Here is an 18,001-nt window from a genome sequence, read left to right on the forward strand (position 1 = left end):
GGTCAGCAACAGGATGTCCCCGACGCATGAGCGACAGCGTACCAACAGCAATCGATCGCGCACCCCCCGGCGGGGCAGTCGGCGGCCATAGCGCCAAGAAAGGCGCGCTGGCCGTGGGCGCGATCGGCATCGTCTTTGGCGACATCGGCACCAGCCCGCTCTACGCCTTCCGCGAGACCTTTGCGGGCACGGCCAATATCGCCATCGACCGCCTGCACGTGCTGGGCGTGGTCAGCCTGATCTTCTGGTCGATGCTGCTGGTCGTCGCGATCCAGTACGTCACCATCCTGATGCGGGCCGACAACAAGGGGCAGGGCGGCAGTCTTGCCCTCGTCGCGCTGCTCAGCCGCCATATCGGCAAGTCGTCCTATGGCTGGCTGGTCGTGCTGCTCGGCGTTTTTGCGACCAGCCTGTTCTATGGCGACAGCATGATTACGCCCGCCATTTCCGTCCTTTCGGCGGTGGAGGGCCTGACCGTGGTGGACGAGGGGCTGGAGCGCTTCGTCATTCCCATCGCGCTGGTCCTGCTTATCTTCCTGTTCATGCTGCAACGCCGCGGAACGGCCAAGGTGGGCGCGCTGTTCGCCCCCGTGATGATCGTCTATTTCATCACCATTGCGGGCCTCGGCCTCAACCAGATCGTCCAGAACCCCGACATCCTGTGGGCGCTGAACCCTTATTACGCGGTGCAGTTCTTCGTGACCGACGGCGTGGTCGCCTTCCTCGCGCTGGGCGCGGTGGTGCTGGCGGTTACGGGGTCGGAGGCGCTCTATTCCGATATGGGGCATTTCGGCCGCGGCCCGATGCGCTTGAGCTGGTTCGGCTTCGTCATGCCGTGCCTGCTGCTCAATTATTTCGGCCAAGGCGCGATGATTGCCAGCCTGCCGCCCGAGGCCGCGGCCGAAGTCGTGCGCAATCCCTTCTTCCTGCTGGCGAGCGAAGAATGGCGCCTGCCGCTGGTGATTCTGGCAACGGTGGCAACCTTCATCGCCAGCCAGGCCGTGATCAGCGGCGCGTTCAGCATCACGCACCAGGCAATGCAGCTGGGTTTCATCCCGCGGCTCTCGATCCGCCATACGAGCGAAACCGAGGCGGGCCAGATCTATATTCCCGTGGTCAACTGGGCGCTGATGGTGGCTGTCATCATCCTGGTGCTGACGTTCCAGAACTCCTCCAACCTTGCCAGCGCATACGGCATCGCCGTGACGGGCGCTGTCACGATCGACACCCTCCTGATGGGCGTGCTGTTCGTGGGCGTGTGGAAATGGAAGTGGTGGTATGCGCTCCCGGTCGTATTGCTGTTCCTGATCGTGGACGGCGCCTATTTCGCGGCGAACCTCGTGAAGATTCCCGATGGCGGCTGGTTCCCGCTGGTCGTCGGTGTGGTGGCCTTCACGTTGCTCACGACCTGGGCGCGGGGCCGCAACATCATGCGCGAGCGGATGACCGAGGTCGCGCTGCCGATCGAGATCTTCGCCAAGAGCGCGAAGAATTCCGCCACCCGCGTTCCCGGCACGGCCATCTTCATGGCATCGAGCACGGCGGGCGTTCCCTCTGCGCTGCTGCACAATATCAAGCACAACAAGGTGCTGCACGAGCGGGTGGTCATCCTGACCGTGCAGATTGCCGACATCCCGTATGTCGATCCCGCGAAACGCTGCGAGTATCACGATCTAGGCGACGGGTTCTTCCGGTCCGTGCTGCATTACGGCTTCATGGAGGCGACCGACGTTCCCACGGGCCTGAAGACCATGCAGCAATGCGGGGGCGAGTTCGACATGATGCAGACCAGCTTCTTCCTCAGCCGGCAGACCCTGCTGCCGAGCGACAACCCGGCCATGCCGATCTGGCGCGAGAAGATCTTTGCCTGGATGCTGCGCAACGCGGCGACGGCGATGGAGTTCTTCAACCTGCCGACCAACCGCGTGGTCGAATTGGGCAGTCAGGTGCGGATCTGACGCTTCCCGGTTCGGCGCAACGGGTTGGATTCGGTTGACGAAGTTGACAGTGCCTTGATTGGTGCTGCCTAGTTTTTCCATGTCAGGTCAGATGCTTGCGCCGGGAAGCGAAGTTGACACTTCTCTCGGGACAGGCGCGAAAAAACCGTCTGTGCCGAGGCAAGCGCGGGCGTCTGGCGGATCACCGATATTCAGGCTGGGAAAGAGCGGGGACAGCCTGCTACCAGACCCGCTTCCCTGTAGGACAGCTTTTATCCGCCGGTGGACGGGTCTTCCTCTATCACCTCGTCCGTCGCCTCCGGGTCGAGGCCGTGCTTCAGCAGCATCGGGATCTGGGTGAAGGTGAACAGGAAGGTCAGCGGCAGGAACACCCACAGCTTCGCCGCCAGCCATCCGCCGAAATCGAGATACCAGCGCAGGAATTCGTTGAGCCCGGCCAGCGCGAGGAAGAACACGCCCCAGTTCCGGCTCAGTTTCAGCCAGCCTTCGTCGGTCAGTCCTTCGAAAGCCGCTTCCAGCAGAATCTTCAGCAGCGCCTTGCCGCGCCATGCGCCGACCAGAAGGGCGACACCGAAGGCGAGGTAGATGATGGTCGGTTTCAGCTGAACGAACAGCGGGTCGCCGAAAAATACGGTCAGCGCGCCGAACCCGACGATCAGCGCGGTCGAGAACCACAGCATCGGGGACACGCGGCCCAGCCGCCATTTCGATACGCCCAGCGCCACCAGCGATGCGGCCATGAAAACCAGCGTGCCGCGGATGACCGCGCCGACTTCGGCCACCGGCTCCGGTTCTTCCGGCGCGAAATAGCGATAGGTCATGAAGAACAGCAGCAGCGGCCCGTAATCGGTCACGATGCTCAGCCAGCCGGAACCCGGCTTCTTCACGTTCTCGGTATCGCGCATCAGGCCACCCCTGCAATCACGCGCGCGACCAGGTCCGGGTCGAAGGGGCGCAGGTCGTCGATCGTCTCGCCCACACCGATGGCGTGGATCGGCAGGCCGTATTGTTCTGCCGCCGCGACCAGCACCCCGCCGCGCGCCGTTCCGTCCAGCTTGGTCATGATGAGGCCGGTCACGCCTGCCACTTCCTTGAACACGTCGATCTGCGACAACGCGTTCTGGCCGTTGGTCGCATCCAGCACCAGCAGAACGTCGTGCGGCGCTTCGGGATTGAGGCGGCCGAGGACCTTTCGGATCTTCGCCAGTTCGTCCATCAGCTCGCGCTTGTTCTGCAGCCGTCCGGCGGTGTCGACCACCAGCGCGTCGATGCCGGTTTCGGTTGCCTGTTTCACGCCGTCGAACACGATGCTGGCCGGATCGCCGCCTTCGGGGCCGCGTATGATCGGCACGCCCACGCGGTCGGCCCATGTGGCCAGCTGGCCGATGGCAGCTGCGCGGAAAGTATCGCCCGCCGCCAGCATGACGCCGTAATCGTCCTCCGTCAGCCAGTGCGCCAGCTTGGCGATGGTGGTGGTCTTGCCCGATCCGTTGACCCCGATCACCAGGATCACCTGCGGGCGGGGGAAGGCGGTGATTTCCAGCGGCTTTGCCACCGGGCGCAGGATGGCGGCGATTTCCTCTGCCACCGCTTCCTTCAGCTCGCGTTCGGTAATTTCGAGGCCGAAACGCCGTTCGCGCAGCTTGCCCTTGATGCGGGCGGCGGCGGACGGGCCGAGATCGGAGACGATCAGCGCGTCCTCCACCTCGTCCAGGGTCGCCTCGTCCAGCCTGGAACTGGGCGTCATGGCGGTGGCGGCGGAGAGGTTGTCCCCCAGCCGTTCCGAAGTCTTGCGGAAACCGCCCAGCAGGCGGTCGGTCCAGCTCGTCTCGCTCACAGGAGAAGGCCCTTTTCGAGTGTCGTCGGTGTGATGGTCAGGATCTGCCCGGCCGCCGTTCCAGCGGGCAGGTCGACCCGCGCGAAGGACGGGCCGTAGCCCGTGCCGTCGCGTTCGGCGAGGACTTCCTGCGGGCTGCCTATCAGACTTTTCAGCCAGTCCTGCCGGACGCGGGACGTCTCGGCGCGCAAGGCGGCGGCGCGCTGCTTTATGATGGCGCGGCCTAGCTGCGGCATTCGCGCTGCGGGCGTGCCCGGGCGGGGGGAATAGGGGAAAATGTGGCCGTGCACGATGCCGAGCTCTTCGATGATGGAGAGGTTGGCCGCATGATGCGCCTCGTTCTCTGTGGGGAAGCCGGCGATGAGGTCCGCCCCGATGGAGATGGCGGGCCGCGCTGCCTTGAGTCGCATCACGAGGTCCACGGCATCGGCGCGGCTGTGGCGGCGCTTCATGCGTTTCAGGATCAGGTCGTGGCCATGCTGCAGCGACAGGTGGAGATGCGGCATCACCCGCGACTCGCCCGTTATCAGGTCGAACAGCAGGGGATCGATCTCGATCCCGTCGACGGAAGACAGGCGCAGGCGCGGCAAGGCGGGGAAGGCGCGCAGGATCCCATCCACCAGCACGCCGAGGCCGGGGCTGCCGGGCAGGTCCTGGCCCCATGACGTCAGGTCCACGCCCGTCAGCACCACTTCGGGTGCGCCCTGTTCCAGATGGCGTTCGACCACACGCAGCACCTCGTCCACGCTGAGCGAGCGGCTGGTCCCGCGGCCCTGCGGGATGACGCAGAACGTGCAGGCATGATCGCATCCGTTCTGGACGCCGATGAAGGCGCGGGTGCGGGCCGGAACGACGGGCGCGTCCTTGATCGGCGCGTTCCAGCTGCGAGGGTCCAGCTTGTCCGTGTTGGCGACCAGGCCGTCGACTTCCGGCATGGCGGCGATTTCCTCGCGCTCGATATCGGCGGCGCATCCGGTGACCAGCAGGCGGGCGTCCGGATTGGCGCGGCGGGCGCGGCGGATGGCCTGCCGGGTCTGGCGCACGGCCTCGCTGGTGACGGCGCAGCTGTTGATGACGACCACGTCCTCGCCCGCCAGCATGGCAGCGATCCGCTCGCTTTCAGAGATGTTGAGGCGGCAACCGAGCGAGATGACCTCGGCGGGTTTTTCCGCAGCGGGATCGGCAGGCGCAGTCACGCGAAATCGTCCCATTCGAAACTGCCGCGGAAGGATTCCTGCGCAGGCCCGGTCATGATGATGCGGTCATCCTCGCGCCATTCGATCTGCAATGTGCCGCCGGGCAGTTCGACCGTGCTGCTCCGGCCCGTCAGCCCGCGCCTGGCTGCCGCGACCGCCGTGGCGCAGGCGCCTGTGCCACACGCACGGGTCAGCCCCGCGCCGCGTTCCCAGACGCGCAGTTTCAGCGCGTTCTCGCCCACCACGCTGGCAACGTTGACGTTGATGCGTTCGGGGAAAAGCTCGTCCTGCTCGATCAGCGGACCAAGCCGGGCGAGGTCCACGCCGTCCACGTCCTCGACGAAGAAGATGGCGTGCGGGTTGCCGACATTGACGGCAGCAGGGTTCGCCAGGTCTTCCCACGCGGTGGGCATGGAGGCGGTATCGACCGGATAGGCGAGCGGAATTGCGTCCCACTCGAAGCGCGGTGTGCCCATGTCGACGCTGGCGCCGCCATCGGACGGCACGACTTCGATCACGGTGTTCGCGGTCTCGACCAGGGCAGGCCTGCCGTGAAGCAGGGCGACCGCGCGCGATGCATTGCCGCAGGCCTCGACCTCGCTGCCGTCGTGGTTGAAGATGCGCATCCGGAAATCTGCCTGCGGTGCGGCGTTCCCCGCTGGCTCCAGCAGGATGAGCTGGTCGCAGCCGATACCGGTATTCCGGTCGGCAAGGGCGCTGGCGATGGCGGGCGTCATGCCGGGTAGCGCGGTTTCCCGCGCGTCGAGCATCACGAAGTCGTTGCCGAGCCCGTGCATCTTGGTGAAGGCGATGCGCATAGCGGCCCTGCATCTATGGGCGGGGACGCGCAACGTAAAGGCCGTGCGGGACTATCCGGCGAGGGACGGGCGCTGCTGCGCTGCGTCACCGGTCTGCGATACGGCACGGGCAGGACCGGTGCGGCTGAGCGCGAGCAGCCTGCGCTCTACGGATGCGGCGGGTTCGGGATAACCGAACAGGAAGCCCTGGCCCGTCCTGATGCCGATGGATTGCAGTGCGCTCAGGATTTCCTCGCTCTCGATCCCCTCGGCCACGATCGGCATGTCCAGCCCTTCGCCCAGCGTGGCGATCGCAGCGACGATTTTCGTGCTGCTGCCGTTTTCGGCGACGTCGGACACGAAGCTGCGATCGATCTTGATCCGGTCGAAGGGAAGCGAGCGGAGCTGCGCCAGGCTGGAATAGCCGGTCCCGAAATCGTCCAGGCTGATCCGGACGCCCTGGTTCTTGAGGCTGGTGATCATCGATCGGACAACACCGATATTCTCGTGCAGGCAGCTTTCCGTAACCTCGATATCGAGCCGCGACGGGGGAAAACCGCTTTCCATCAGCAGTTTCAGGATCTTCTGCGAGAACCACGGATCGCGCAGCTGGACGGGCGAGATGTTGATCGACAGCGTGAGCTGCGAATCCCACTCGCGCGCATCGTCGAACGCCTGTTCGATCAGCGATTCCGACAAGGCCGCGATAACGCCGATGTCTTCTGCGATGGGGATGAAAACCTCGGGGCTGACAAGGCCGTGTTCCGGCGATTTCCAGCGTGCCAGCATCTCGAAACCGGAAATCTCGCCGGTCGCGAGATCGATCTGCTGTTCGTAATAGGGAACGAATTCGCCGCGGCCGATGCCTTCGCGGATGCCGCGTTCCAGTTCGCTGCGGAAACGCAGCTCGTTCTCCATCGGCGCCTCGAACCAGAAGAAGCGGTTCTTGCCGCGCTTCTTCGCCTCGTACATCGCGATATCGGCCTTGTGGATCAGGGCCTGCGCGTCGTGCGGCGATTGCGCCTTCGTGGATTCGTCGCGGTCGGACGCGATGCCGACCGACATGGTAATCTCCGTCTCGCCATTGGGCAGGGCGAAGGGTTCCGCGATGCTTTCGATGATCCGCGTCACCAACTGGTCGATCCGGTTCGGGACCATGCGGTCATAGGAGACCACGATCGCAAATTCATCGCCGCCCAGCCGGGCGAGCAGCGCCTCTGCCGGCAACAGGGTCCGAATCCGGTCGGCAGCCTCGCGCAGGACGAGGTCGCCTGCCAGGTGCCCGTGTATGTCGTTGACCTGCTTGAAATTGTCGAGGTCGATCATGACGAAGGCCACGCTGCGACCGTTGCGGTTGGCCAGCCCTGCAAGCTGGTCGGTGGCGGGCGCGATGCTGCGGCGATTGAGGCAGCCCGTCAGCGGATCGATGTCCGCCAGTTCGCGGGCCCGGCGCTCGGCCTTGCGCCGCTCTGCGACCTCGCGTGTCAGGTCGCGGTGACGCCGCATGATGAAGATGATGAGAGCGATATTGAGCAGCAGGGTCGACACGGTCAGCGGGTCGATTGGTCGCGTGGGAATGCCCGCGATCTGCCGGGATACATGCATCATCAGCTGTCCGCCCGTCCCGACGAACATGATGACGGCCGCCGCCGCAATTCCCAGCGGCACGAAATCGCGCTTCGCCGCGCTCAGGAAGGACCGGCGCTGCCTTGCTTCGGTATCGCGGCTTGTCGTGTACTCATCCACCATGTGAGCATACTCGTGTCTCATGACCCGTGCGCTAGGGCACTATGCTGAAATTCGTGTTAATTTTCGCGTTTGACCTTTGGCCGGGGCCTCCGCATTGCAGGGGCCGACATATCCCGCAACCAATCCGAACCCGCGAGAGGACCGCAATGGCCCGTTACTGGCTGATCAAATCCGAACCCTTCAAGTATAGCTGGGACGATCTCGTCGCAGAGAAGGAAGGCACGTGGGACGGCGTGCGCAACCACCGCGCGAAGAACAACCTTGCCGCAATGGAAGTGGGCGACCAGGCGTTCTTCTACCATTCGCGCGAAGGGCTGGAGATCGTCGGCATCTGTGAGGTCAGTGTGGCGGGGATTACCGATCCGACGGACGAAACCGGCAAATGGGCAGCGGTGAAGGTCGTGCCCAAGACGAAGCTGCCGCATCCCGTCAGCCTAAAACAGATCAAGGCCGAACCGCAGCTTGCCGATTGCGAGCTGGTGCGCCTGTCGCGGCTGTCGGTGGCGGAGATCAAGGAAGACGAGTGGTCCGTCATCATGAGCATGGCCGGCGTCTGAGCGCATCCATGTGCCGACGGTGCGGGAGCCCCCTGTCCCCCGTCGTCAGGCGTCGCGCAGTCCGCTGACCGTCGCCCCGCTGGCGGCAAGCTGTTCGACATCGATCACGCAGTGGATCAGGCGAATACCGCTGCGACCCTCTGCCGCGACAAGCGCGTCGCGAAATTGCTGCGTGGTTTCCGCCCGCGCGCTCCAGCCGCCGAACGATGCGGCAAAGGCTGCAAAGTCGGGATTGGCGAGGCGGGTCGCAGAAACCCGGCCGGGAAATTCGCGCTCCTGGTGCATGCGGATCGTGCCGTACGCGCCATTGTCGACCACGACGACGATCAGGTTTGCGTCGTGCTGCGCGGCGGTTGCCAATTCCTGCCCGTTCATCAGGAAATCGCCGTCGCCTGCCACGGCCACCACCGTGCGATCGGGGTAGCGCAGCGACGCTGCGACCGCGGCCGGAACCCCGTATCCCATCGCCCCGCAAGTGGGGGCCAGCTGCGACGGAAATCCGGCATAGCGCCAATATCGGTGCCACCACCCGGCGAAATTGCCCGCACCGTTGCACACGATCGTATCGGCGGGCAGCGTGTCGCGCATGAAGGTGACACAGGTCGGCAGGTCGAGCGGGAAGGGGCTGTCCGTGCCTTCGGCGGCAGGCAATGCCGCTGCCCATTCCTGCCATTCCGCGTGGGCGGCTGGCCCGGCATCGAAATCCAGCACATCGCCATCGTCCCATAACGCTGCGCTTTCCGCGAATTCGGCCATGTCGGCACAGATGGCGAGATCCGTGCGATAGACGCGGCCCAGTTCCTCGGGATCGGGGTGGACATGAACCAGTTGCTGGCCCGGATGATCGGGCGTCAGCACGGTGTATCCGTCGGTGGTCGCTTCTCCCAGCCGCGCACCGACCGCGATGACCAGGTCGGCGTTCTTTACCCGGTCCACCAGTTTGGGATTGGGGCCGTAGCCTAGGCTGCCGGCATAAACGCGGGAGGCGGGACTGATCGCATCCTGCCGGCGAAACGCGGTGGCGACCGGCAGGCCGACACGCTCTGCAAAGAGCTGGAAATGCTCCCGGGCCTTGGCGTTCCAGCCAGCCCCGCCGATGATGGCGACCGGGCTGGCAGCGTCGCCGATCATCGCCATCAGCGCCTGCATGGCATCGGGGCAGGGGGCCTGCGCGGGGCGGGAAACGGCGGGGCGCGGTGCGGCCTGCGTGGAATCGGACAGCATGTCTTCCGGCAGGGCCAGGACGACCGGGCCGGGCCGACCGGACATGGCAACGGAATAGGCGCGGGCGACGAATTCGGGAATGCGGTCGGCGCTGTCGATACGCGCGGCCCATTTGCAGACGGGTCCGAAGAATGCGGGGAAGTCGATTTCCTGGAACCCTTCGCGTTCGCGCATGTCGCGCGCGACATCGCCGACGAACAGGATCATCGGCTGCGAGTCCTGGTGCGCGACATGGACGCCGATGCTGGCATTGGTCGCCCCCGGACCGCGCGTCACGAAGGCGACGCCCGGCTTGCCGGACCCTGCGGCGTTCATGGCCCCGTCGGCGCAGGCCATGAAGGCGACGCCGCCTTCCTGCCGGCAGGTGACGACATCGATCCCGCTCTGCCCTTCCAGTCCGTCCAGCACCTGCAGGAAGCTTTCACCGGGCACGGTGAAGATGCGGTCGCACCCCTGTTCCTTCAGGCAGTCGACCAGCAGGCGGGCGGCATCGGGCGTCGTCGTTTCTCTCATGCCCGCTGACTAGCCGTGGCGACCCATGGCGGCAATCGCATACGGCCCTGCGTGGCGGTGGAAAACCTCCCGCGGCAGGTGAAGGCACAGGGTTAATGTCCCGCCATGCGACACCGGCGATGGCGGGGGAGCGGAATGGTTAGCAAAACGTTAACCCCTCCATGATGACACGCAGCAGACGCTCTCTCGTCCTGACCGACGAATCCGCCCGCCACCCGTTCCGGGCCATGCTTCCCCCACACGCGCTGGTGGATGCGCCGCCGGTCCAGCTGCGATCGAAATTCATTCCCACGCGCGACGACATTCGCGGGTTTGCCAGCACCTATTTCGCGGCGCTGGCCTTCATGCTGGTCTTCATCGCCTGAAGCAGCAGCGCTTGGCTGCGGGAGTGGTCAGGTGCGGGATGGGGACGTCTGCCTATTCCGCACGGTGCAGGCGCATCCCCAGCCAGGCGGACACCAGGCACATGGCTGCGCTCAGCAGAACCTGCTCCGCAATCGGGACGCCTGCCGCAGTCAGTCCCATGGCGAGCAGCGAACCGCCCACCATTGCGCCGGAATTGACGATGTTGTTCGCCGCGATCGTCCGCGCCGCCTGATCGGTCGAAACGCGCGTCGTCAGGAAGGCGTAGAGCGGCACCACGAACATCCCGCCCGCGATGGAGATCCCCAGCAGGCAGAGCAGCAGCACGGTGGCCATGGGCCACGAGATGAAGGCCGCCACGTCCAGCAATTGCGTCGGCTGGTCCGCCTGCCACAGCTTGCACACGACGTAGAACGCCACCACGAACAGCGCCATGACGAGTACGGATGCAGGCGCGAAACGGGCGGACACCGTGCCTTTCAGCAGCTTGTTCACCGCGACCGAACCGATGGCAACGCCGACGGAAAAGACCACCAGGAACACGCTGGCGACTTCCTTGCTCGCCATGATGACGTTCTTCGCCAGAGGCGGGAACTGGATGAACAGCACCGCCCCGATGGTCCAGAAGAAGCTGATGGCGAGGATGGCGTAATAGACCTGCCGGTCGTCCATCGTCTTGCGGATCAGGCGGGCGGAGGCGCGCAGGATGCGCCAGTCCAGTTTCTCGGTCGCGCCCAGCGGCGGGGCGGCGGGCACTTGCCGTGCGGAGATGTAGCCGAGGATGGAGACCCCGATAATGCCGGCCGCAGCGTATTCGACCGGGATCCATCCGGCCAGGATCGTCCCGGCGAGAATCGCGACATAGGTCCCCGCCTCGACCAGGCCCGTCCCGGCGAGCACTTCTTCCTTGCGCAGGTGCTGCGGCAGGATCGCGTATTTGATCGGCCCCAGGAATGTCGACTGCACGCCGGTCAGGAACAGGGCGAACAGCATCAGGATGATGGGGAAGCTGGTGTCGATCGTCATGAAGCCCAGCGGGATGGAGACCGGCATGACATAGCCGCGCCATGCCAGATACAGGCCGCTCGCCCCGATCAGCATCAGGCCGATCTCGCACAGTTTCACGATGCGGATGATGCGCGCCTTGTCCCGCATGTCGGCCAGTTGCCCGGCCAGCGCCGACAGGATGAAGAAAGGCAGGATGAACAGGCCCGACGCGACCGCGCTGAACAATCCTTCCGCCTCTTCGGAATTATAGACCTGGTACACCACGAACAGGACCATCGCGGTCTTGTACAGGTTGTCGTTGAACGCATTGAAAAGCTGCGTGACGAAGAGGGGCAGGAACCGGCGGCGGCCCAGGAGTTTGGCAGTCGTCAAGAAATGTCCCCGATCGCGGGCGCGGAATTTTTTGCCGCATACCCAGGTAGCGCCTCTTCTAGCTGCAAGCGGGGTGCGGACAAGGGCGAACAGGTTCTTTTGCGCAGCCGCCCATTGGGCTAGGGGGGCTCAATACGCCATGCTGACCCTTCCCAACATACTCACCCTGTCGCGCATCTTCGCCGTGCCGCTGCTGGCTTTCCTGCTGTGGTGGCCCGGCTGGACGGCGGGCTATGCGATGGGGTTCGTGCTTTACGGCATCATCGCGCTGACCGATTATCTCGACGGCTATCTCGCACGGGCGCAGGGCGCGGTATCGAAACTGGGCATTTTCCTCGATCCGATCGCGGACAAGATCATGGTCGCCGCCGTCATACTGGTTCTGACGGCGCAGGGGTTCCTGCGCGGCCCGGTCGTCGGGGATTTCCACGTTATTGCGGGGCTCATCATCCTGGTGCGGGAAATCGCCGTGTCGGGCCTGCGCGAATTTCTTGCCGGGCTGCAGGTCTCCGTGCCGGTCACGCGGCTGGCGAAATGGAAAACGACGCTGCAATTGCTGGCGCTGGGTGCCCTGATAGCAGGGGGCGCCGTGCCGGAATATCAGTGGGTGCACCTGACGGGGCTCGCCGCGCTGTGGGGGGCAGCCATCCTGACGCTGGTGACGGGCTGGGATTACCTGCGCGTCGGCCTCAAGCACATGGATTGAGCGAGGGGTAGACGGTTCGCGTCAGCGCATCGTCCCGGCGGCCTGGTGCAGATTGCCGACCAACGGGATGCCGAAGCGGTCGCGCGGGTCGTGCTGGTCGAAATCTTCCCCTGCTAGTGCATAGCCGAGCGCTTCGACGGCAGCGGTGTGCAGCGGTACGTCGAACTTGATCCCGGCGTTCTTCTCGATCCGCCAGACGACGTGTCCCGTCATCGGAACCGCGTCGCTGATGTCGAGATCGACACGGCTGCCTTCCTCGATCCGGTCGAAACATTCGATCATGCAGCCGCCGCTGGAGAGGTTGTAGAGCGTCACGTAGCGGCGTTCACCATCCACGCGGCACGCGATTTCCTTGTCCATGGACAGGCGGTTGTAAGAGCGCATTCGTAGTTCCTTCGCGACATGGCCGTTAAAATCCCGAGGCCATAAGGACTACTGCTATTCCCAATTTGCGAATATTTCGTGAATCAGGAAAACCGGACAATTAAACGCGAGATTTCTATCCGGCGCGCAGTTCTTCTGCCAGCAGGCGGAATTCCTCTGCCCGCGGACTGTTCCTGCGCCAGATTAGCGCGATGTCTCGCGTGTCGTTACTTGTCGTCAGCGGCCTAGCGACGACATCGGTCCCCTCGAGGATTCCGGCATCCAGCGCCATCTGCGGCAACATGGTCCAGCCGAGCCCGTTGTCGACCATCTGGACCAGCGTATGCAGGCTGGTGCCGATCATGGCCGCATTGCCTTTCAGGCCAGGGCGGTTGCAGGCCGCCAGCGCATGGTCCCGCAAGCAATGCCCGTCCTCCAGCATCAGCAGGCGGCCCTCGTCGATCGCAGAGGGGCGGATCGTGTCCGGCGGGTCGCGCGGATCGTCTTTCGGCATCGCGATCAGCAGGCGGTCTTCCGCGATAATCTCGCTCTCGCTGTCCCCGATCGGGAAGGGCAGGGCCAGCAGGACGCAGTCGACGCGTCCGTGCTGCAGAGATTCCACCGCATCCGCACTGGTTTCCTCGCGCAGGAACAGGTTGAGTTCCGGGCGCTCCGTCCGCAGGCGCGGCAGGATCTTGGGCAGCAGGAACGGCGCGATGGTGGGGATCACGCTCATCCGCAGCGTTCCGGCAAGGGGCTTGCCTGCGGCCTGCACAAGGTCGGACAATTCCTCCGCCTCGCGCAGCAGGCGATGCGCCTTTTCCACCACCTGGTTGCCCAGCGGCGTGAACCGCACGACCCGGCGCGTGCGTTCGACCAGCACGGTATCCAGCAGCGATTCCAGTTCGCGAATGCCCGCCGACAGCGTCGATTGCGAGACGAAACTCGCCTCCGCCGCGCGGCCGAAATGCCCGTGCTCGTGCAGCGCGACCAGATATTGCAGCTGCTTGATTGTGGGAAGGTAGGTGCTCACCCTGGACGTTATCCGGCTGCCTGGGGCGCCGCATCGTCGGCAGCGCTTTGTGCCATGTCGCCCGCCATCGCATCGACATCGGTCATGTGCAGCTTGCCCTTGCGAACGGCGAAGGCGGTCTTGCCCTCGACCAGAGCAAGCGCGTCCTTGCCGAACACCTCGTATCGCCATCCTTCCAGGATCGGCAGGTCGCGCACGCCTGCCGCCAGCGCCTCCATCTCGTTCGATTTCGTGAGCAGGCGCGAGGCGATGTCGATTTCCCGGCTGCGAATTTTCAGCAGCAGCTTGAGGAGGTCGGCGACCAGTGCGCCTTCCTTGCCCAGCGGGGCGCCGCGCTTCTGTTTTTCGGGCAGTTCCGACTTCGGCATCGGCTCGGCGTTTTCCAGCACCTTCATCAGGCGCTTGCCGATGTCGTTGTCCTTCCACGCATTCGACAGGCCGCGCACCTTTGCCAGGTCGGCTTGTTTCTTCGGCGGATGCGCGGCGACATCGGCCAGCGTTTCGTCCCGCATGATGCGTCCGCGCGGCAGGTTCTTGTGTTTCGCCTCGCCCTCGCGCCATGCGGCCAGCGCCTTCAGGCGACCCAGCACCTGCGGATTGCGGCCCTGCGACTTGATCCGGCGCCAGGCGACGCTCTCGTCATTCTCGTAATTGGCCGGATCCGCGAGCTTTTCCATTTCCGCATTCAGCCAACCGCCGCGCCCGGTCTTGATCAGCTTCTTCAGGATCATCGGGAAGATCTGCGCCAGGTAGGTCACGTCGCCGATGGCATACTCGATCTGCCGGTCCGTCAGGGGGCGGCGGCTCCAGTCGGTGAAGCGCGCGCCCTTGTCGATCGTCTTGCCCAGCCAGCTTTCGACGAGGTTCGCATAACCGATCTGTTCCGACTGGCTGATCGCCATCATCGCGATCTGCGTGTCGAAGATTGGGTGGGGCGTCTTTCCGGTGAAGTTGTAGACGATCTCCACATCCTGTCCCCCGGCGTGGAAGATTTTCAGCACGTCCTCGTTATCGGTCAGCAGGTCCCACAGCGGAGCCAGGTCGATACCGTCGGCCAGCGGGTCGATGGCGGCGGCCTCTTCCTCGTTGCCGATCTGGACCAGGCACAGTTCCGGCCAGTAGGTGTTCTCGCGCATGAATTCGGTGTCGACGCACACGAATTCGCCTTCGCCGAGGCGGTCGCACAGGTCTGCCAAGCGGTCGGTGGTGGTAATCAGGTCGTGGATTTTCATACGTCTTTCTTTTCTTTCACATGGGCGGAGTACCGCCCTCGCGAGAATGCCGATATGCCAGGGTAATCTTGACAAACCGGCACGCATCGCCTGTTAGCGCGCGCGTCCGGGACGGCGTTATGCTACGGTCGTTCCATGCGCACTCGCAGCGCCACTAGCCTTATCCCGAGAGAATGGAAGCCGGTAAACCATGCACGCCTATCGTTCCCACAATTGCGCCCAGCTGACAAAAGCGAATGTCGGCGACACCGTCCGCCTGTCGGGCTGGGTGCACAACAAGCGCGATCACGGCGGCGTCCTGTTCGTCGACCTGCGCGATCATTATGGCATCACGCAGATCGTGGCGGACGAGGACAGCCAGGCGCTGCCCATCCTCGACCGGCTGAAACTGGAAAGCGTCATCACCATTGATGGCGAGGTGAAGGCACGCGACGATGCGGCGGTGAACCCGAACCTGCCGACCGGCGAGATCGAGGTTTTCGCCCGCTCCGTGGAAATCCAGAGCCGCGCGGAAGAACTGCCGCTAATCGTGAACTCGGCCGAGGATTATCCCGAGGACATTCGCCTGAAATACCGCTTCGTCGACCTGCGGCGCGAGCGTGTGCACAACAACATCGTCCTGCGCAGCCAGGTCATTTCATCCCTGCGCCACCGGATGCAGGACCAGGGCTTCTTCGAATACCAGACACCGATCCTGGCCGCGTCCAGCCCGGAAGGCGCGCGCGACTACATCGTGCCAAGCCGCCTGCATCCCGGCACGTTCTACGCGCTTCCGCAGGCCCCGCAGATGTTCAAGCAGCTGCTGATGGTCGCCGGTTTCGACCGCTATTTCCAGATCGCGCCGTGCTTCCGCGACGAAGACCTGCGCGCCGATCGCAGCCCCGAATTCTACCAGCTCGATTTCGAGATGAGCTTCGTGACGCAGGAAGACGTCTTCCAGGCGATCGAGCCGGTGCTGGCCGGCGTGTTCGAGGAATTCAGCGGCGGCAAGTCGGTGACGCCCGCCGGCACGTTCCCGCGCATCCCCTATGCAGACGCGATGCTCAAATACGGCACGGACAAGCCGGACCTGCGCAACCCGCTGGAAATCAGCGACGTGACTTCGCATTTCGAGAGCAGCGGTTTCGGCCTGTTCGAGAAGATCGTCGGCGGCGGGGGCAAGGTCCGCGTCGTGCCTGCGCCGAATACGCATGAAAAGAGCCGCAAGTTCTTCGACGAGATGAACGACTGGGCGCGCAAGGAAGGCTTTGCCGGCCTCGGCTATGTCACCCGCAAGGGCGGCGAGTTCGGCGGACCCATCGCCAAGAACCACGGGCCGGAAAACATGGCGAAGCTCTATGACGAGCTGGGCCTTGGCGAAAATGACGGCCTGTTCTTCGCCGCGGGCAAGGAAAAGGAAGCAGCCAAGCTGGCAGGTGCTGCACGCACGCGCGTGGGCGAGGTTCTGGACCTGATCGAGCAAGGCTGTTTCAAGTTCTGCTGGATCGTCGATTTCCCGATGTTCGAATATGACGAGGAACAGAAGAAGGTCGATTTCAGCCACAACCCGTTCTCCATGCCGCAGGGCGAGATGGAAGCGCTGGAAACGAAGGACCCGCTCGACATCCTGGCATGGCAGTACGACATCGTCTGCAACGGCTATGAACTGTCCTCGGGCGCGATCCGGAACCACAAGCCGGAAATCATGTACAAGGCGTTCGAGATCGCCGGTTACGACCAGGCGACGGTGGACCGCGAGTTTTCCGGCATGATCGAGGCGTTCAAGCTGGGCGCACCGCCGCACGGCGGCTCCGCACCGGGGATCGACCGCATCGTCATGCTGCTGGCGGACGAGCCGAACATTCGCGAAGTGATTGCCTTCCCGCTCAACCAGAAGGCGCAGGACCTGATGATGGGCGCGCCGAGCCAGGTTGCCCCGCAGCAATTGCGCGATGTGCATATCCGCACGGTCGAGCCGCCGAAGAAGGAAGGCGAGGCCCCAGCAAAGCGGGTCGATACCGCCGGAAACTGATCCGGACTTATTAGGACACCAAAAAGGGCGCGAAGGTCTTCCGCGCCCTTTCTGTTTTTTAAAGCTGTCCGACTGGTCAGTCGTACTGCTTCTCGATCATGTCGCCGAACTGCTCGCCTTCGCAGATTTCCGCGTAGCACTGCTGGACCACGCTGCGTTCCTGCGGCTCGAGATCGTCGCTATCGAGTGCGCTCTCGAACTTGCCCTTGAGGTAGTCCTCGCCTTCCTCGACACGCTCTGCCGCAGCTTCGTCGCCGCTTTCGAACATATCGGTGATGCTGGCCCACATCTGGTGTGCTTCACCGGTCATCGTGCCCTTGGTCACCAGTTCCTCGCCCTGCTGCTGCAGTTGCGCATTCATGTTGGCGAGTGTCTGTTCGCGCTGCTGTACGCGCTGTCCCAGTGCCTGTTTCAACTGGGCGCTGTCGGCCTTCTCTGCCGCCTTGCGGTAACCTTCGACCGAATCGAAGGTGGTGTCGACGAGGCTTTTGAAAGTCGGGCTGCTCATTGGTAGTCTCCTGTATTCTCTCAACAATCAACCAATGCGCAGAAGGCCATCCGGGTCCGGACCCGTTACTCCGACTGGCGCAATTTGCGGACGGCCTGGCGCAGCTTCCGCTCCGGCACGGGATGCGTCTGTCATCGAGGGCAGGGGGCGGGGCGCAACGGGCACTTGCGCAGCCCTGCCGCGTTCATTAGGGCGACAGCTAACCGATTAACTCCCCAAAGAGAGGGTCTGATTTCATGAGTGATACCCCCGAACGCGTCCAGAAGATCGTTGTCGAGCACCTCGGTGTCGAAGCCGACAAGGTCACGCAGGAAGCAAGCTTCATCGACGATTTTGGCGCCGACAGCCTCGACATCGTCGAACTGGTGATGGCTTTCGAAGAAGAATTCGGCGTGGAAATCCCCGATGACGCGGCCGAGAAGATCACCACCGTGGGCGATGCCACGAAGTACATCGAAGAGCACAAGGGCTGATTTGGCGGCCGCCTGCCCCGGTAGACGGCCCCATATCCCTTACCCCGCGCCAAGAAGCGAGGGTTGCGTCAGGCTCGACCCGGAAGCGGGCCGGGCCTGCC

At 64.1% G+C, this 18,001-nt stretch carries 17 protein-coding genes; 6 read left to right on the top strand and 11 right to left on the bottom strand.

Features of this window, described 5'->3' with window-relative positions:
- The first annotated feature begins 26 nt into the window (after window positions 1-26).
- Entirely contained in the window at window positions 27-1,958 is a 1,932-nt protein-coding gene (locus tag ACGHJ7_RS00560; RefSeq protein WP_390473676.1) for a potassium transporter Kup, read from the top strand.
- A gap of 251 nt (window positions 1,959-2,209) precedes the next feature.
- Here ACGHJ7_RS00560 and ACGHJ7_RS00565 read toward each other — a convergent pair whose 3' ends face one another.
- Genes ACGHJ7_RS00565 through ACGHJ7_RS00585 form a run of 5 tightly spaced genes read right to left on the bottom strand, consistent with a single transcriptional unit; the run spans window position 2,210 to window position 7,558 of the window.
- Complete coding sequence (locus tag ACGHJ7_RS00565; RefSeq protein WP_390473678.1) at window positions 2,210-2,863, bottom strand: inner membrane-spanning protein YciB; 654 nt, start codon at window positions 2,861-2,863, stop codon at window positions 2,210-2,212.
- A complete protein-coding gene (gene ftsY / locus ACGHJ7_RS00570) occupies window positions 2,863-3,795 on the bottom strand; it encodes a signal recognition particle-docking protein FtsY (protein ID WP_390473680.1) in 933 nt (310 codons plus the stop codon). Before ftsY ends, ACGHJ7_RS00565 begins: the two co-directional genes overlap by 1 nt.
- Window positions 3,792-5,006 (bottom strand): MiaB/RimO family radical SAM methylthiotransferase, encoded by a 1,215-nt coding sequence (locus tag ACGHJ7_RS00575; RefSeq protein WP_390473682.1) that lies wholly within the window; start codon window positions 5,004-5,006, stop codon window positions 3,792-3,794. Before ACGHJ7_RS00575 ends, ftsY begins: the two co-directional genes overlap by 4 nt.
- The gene (dapF, locus tag ACGHJ7_RS00580; protein ID WP_390473684.1) at window positions 4,988-5,809 is read right to left on the bottom strand and encodes a diaminopimelate epimerase; all 822 of its coding nucleotides are present in this window, start codon (window positions 5,807-5,809) and stop codon (window positions 4,988-4,990) included. The genes ACGHJ7_RS00575 and dapF overlap by 19 nt, the downstream gene beginning before the upstream one ends.
- 51 nt (window positions 5,810-5,860) lie before the next feature.
- A complete protein-coding gene (locus ACGHJ7_RS00585; RefSeq protein WP_390473686.1) occupies window positions 5,861-7,558 on the bottom strand; it encodes a putative bifunctional diguanylate cyclase/phosphodiesterase in 1,698 nt (565 codons plus the stop codon).
- 125 nt (window positions 7,559-7,683) lie between these two features.
- Here ACGHJ7_RS00585 and ACGHJ7_RS00590 point away from each other — a divergent pair, with 125 nt between their 5' ends.
- Complete coding sequence (locus ACGHJ7_RS00590; protein WP_390473688.1) at window positions 7,684-8,094, top strand: EVE domain-containing protein; 411 nt, start codon at window positions 7,684-7,686, stop codon at window positions 8,092-8,094.
- Between the two features lie 45 nt (window positions 8,095-8,139).
- On the opposite strand, the gene ACGHJ7_RS00595 is transcribed toward ACGHJ7_RS00590, so the two are convergent.
- Window positions 8,140-9,831, bottom strand: coding sequence for a thiamine pyrophosphate-binding protein (locus ACGHJ7_RS00595; protein ID WP_390473690.1), 1,692 nt, complete (start codon window positions 9,829-9,831; stop codon window positions 8,140-8,142).
- Window positions 9,832-9,992: 161 nt separating this feature from the next.
- Here ACGHJ7_RS00595 and ACGHJ7_RS00600 point away from each other — a divergent pair, with 161 nt between their 5' ends.
- Window positions 9,993-10,196, top strand: a complete 204-nt coding sequence (locus ACGHJ7_RS00600; protein ID WP_390473692.1) for a hypothetical protein — start codon at window positions 9,993-9,995, stop codon at window positions 10,194-10,196.
- A 52-nt stretch (window positions 10,197-10,248) separates the two neighbouring features.
- Here ACGHJ7_RS00600 and ACGHJ7_RS00605 read toward each other — a convergent pair whose 3' ends face one another.
- Window positions 10,249-11,574: an MFS transporter gene (locus ACGHJ7_RS00605; protein WP_390473694.1), complete on the bottom strand. Its 1,326-nt coding sequence runs from the start codon at window positions 11,572-11,574 to the stop codon at window positions 10,249-10,251.
- Window positions 11,575-11,713: 139 nt separating this feature from the next.
- On the opposite strand from ACGHJ7_RS00605, the gene pgsA reads away from it, so the two are divergent.
- A complete protein-coding gene (pgsA, locus tag ACGHJ7_RS00610) occupies window positions 11,714-12,280 on the top strand; it encodes a CDP-diacylglycerol--glycerol-3-phosphate 3-phosphatidyltransferase (RefSeq protein WP_390473696.1) in 567 nt (188 codons plus the stop codon).
- Between the two features lie 21 nt (window positions 12,281-12,301).
- Here the strand turns inward: pgsA and ACGHJ7_RS00615 are convergent, their stop codons facing one another.
- The 3 genes from ACGHJ7_RS00615 to rnd form a co-directional block, all read right to left on the bottom strand.
- Entirely contained in the window at window positions 12,302-12,664 is a 363-nt protein-coding gene (locus ACGHJ7_RS00615; RefSeq protein ID WP_390473698.1) for a PilZ domain-containing protein, read from the bottom strand.
- Window positions 12,665-12,779: 115 nt separating this feature from the next.
- On the bottom strand, window positions 12,780-13,676 hold the full coding sequence (locus tag ACGHJ7_RS00620) for a LysR substrate-binding domain-containing protein (RefSeq protein WP_390473700.1): 897 nt from the start codon (window positions 13,674-13,676) through the stop codon (window positions 12,780-12,782).
- An 8-nt stretch (window positions 13,677-13,684) separates the two neighbouring features.
- Window positions 13,685-14,908, bottom strand: a complete 1,224-nt coding sequence (gene rnd / locus ACGHJ7_RS00625) for a ribonuclease D (RefSeq protein ID WP_390473702.1) — start codon at window positions 14,906-14,908, stop codon at window positions 13,685-13,687.
- A gap of 190 nt (window positions 14,909-15,098) precedes the next feature.
- On the opposite strand from rnd, the gene aspS reads away from it, so the two are divergent.
- A complete protein-coding gene (gene aspS, locus ACGHJ7_RS00630; RefSeq protein WP_390473704.1) occupies window positions 15,099-16,919 on the top strand; it encodes an aspartate--tRNA ligase in 1,821 nt (606 codons plus the stop codon).
- Window positions 16,920-16,995: 76 nt separating this feature from the next.
- Here the strand turns inward: aspS and ACGHJ7_RS00635 are convergent, their stop codons facing one another.
- Window positions 16,996-17,427 (bottom strand): PA2169 family four-helix-bundle protein, encoded by a 432-nt coding sequence (locus tag ACGHJ7_RS00635; protein WP_390473706.1) that lies wholly within the window; start codon window positions 17,425-17,427, stop codon window positions 16,996-16,998.
- A gap of 236 nt (window positions 17,428-17,663) precedes the next feature.
- Between ACGHJ7_RS00635 and ACGHJ7_RS00640 the strand changes: the two genes are divergently transcribed.
- Complete coding sequence (locus ACGHJ7_RS00640; protein ID WP_390473708.1) at window positions 17,664-17,900, top strand: acyl carrier protein; 237 nt, start codon at window positions 17,664-17,666, stop codon at window positions 17,898-17,900.
- The last annotated feature ends 101 nt before the right edge of the window (window positions 17,901-18,001 follow it).

Origin of the sequence: Altererythrobacter sp. MTPC7 (genome assembly GCF_042851395.1) — a bacterium.
Classification (GTDB): Bacteria; Pseudomonadota; Alphaproteobacteria; order Sphingomonadales; family Sphingomonadaceae; genus CAJXSN01.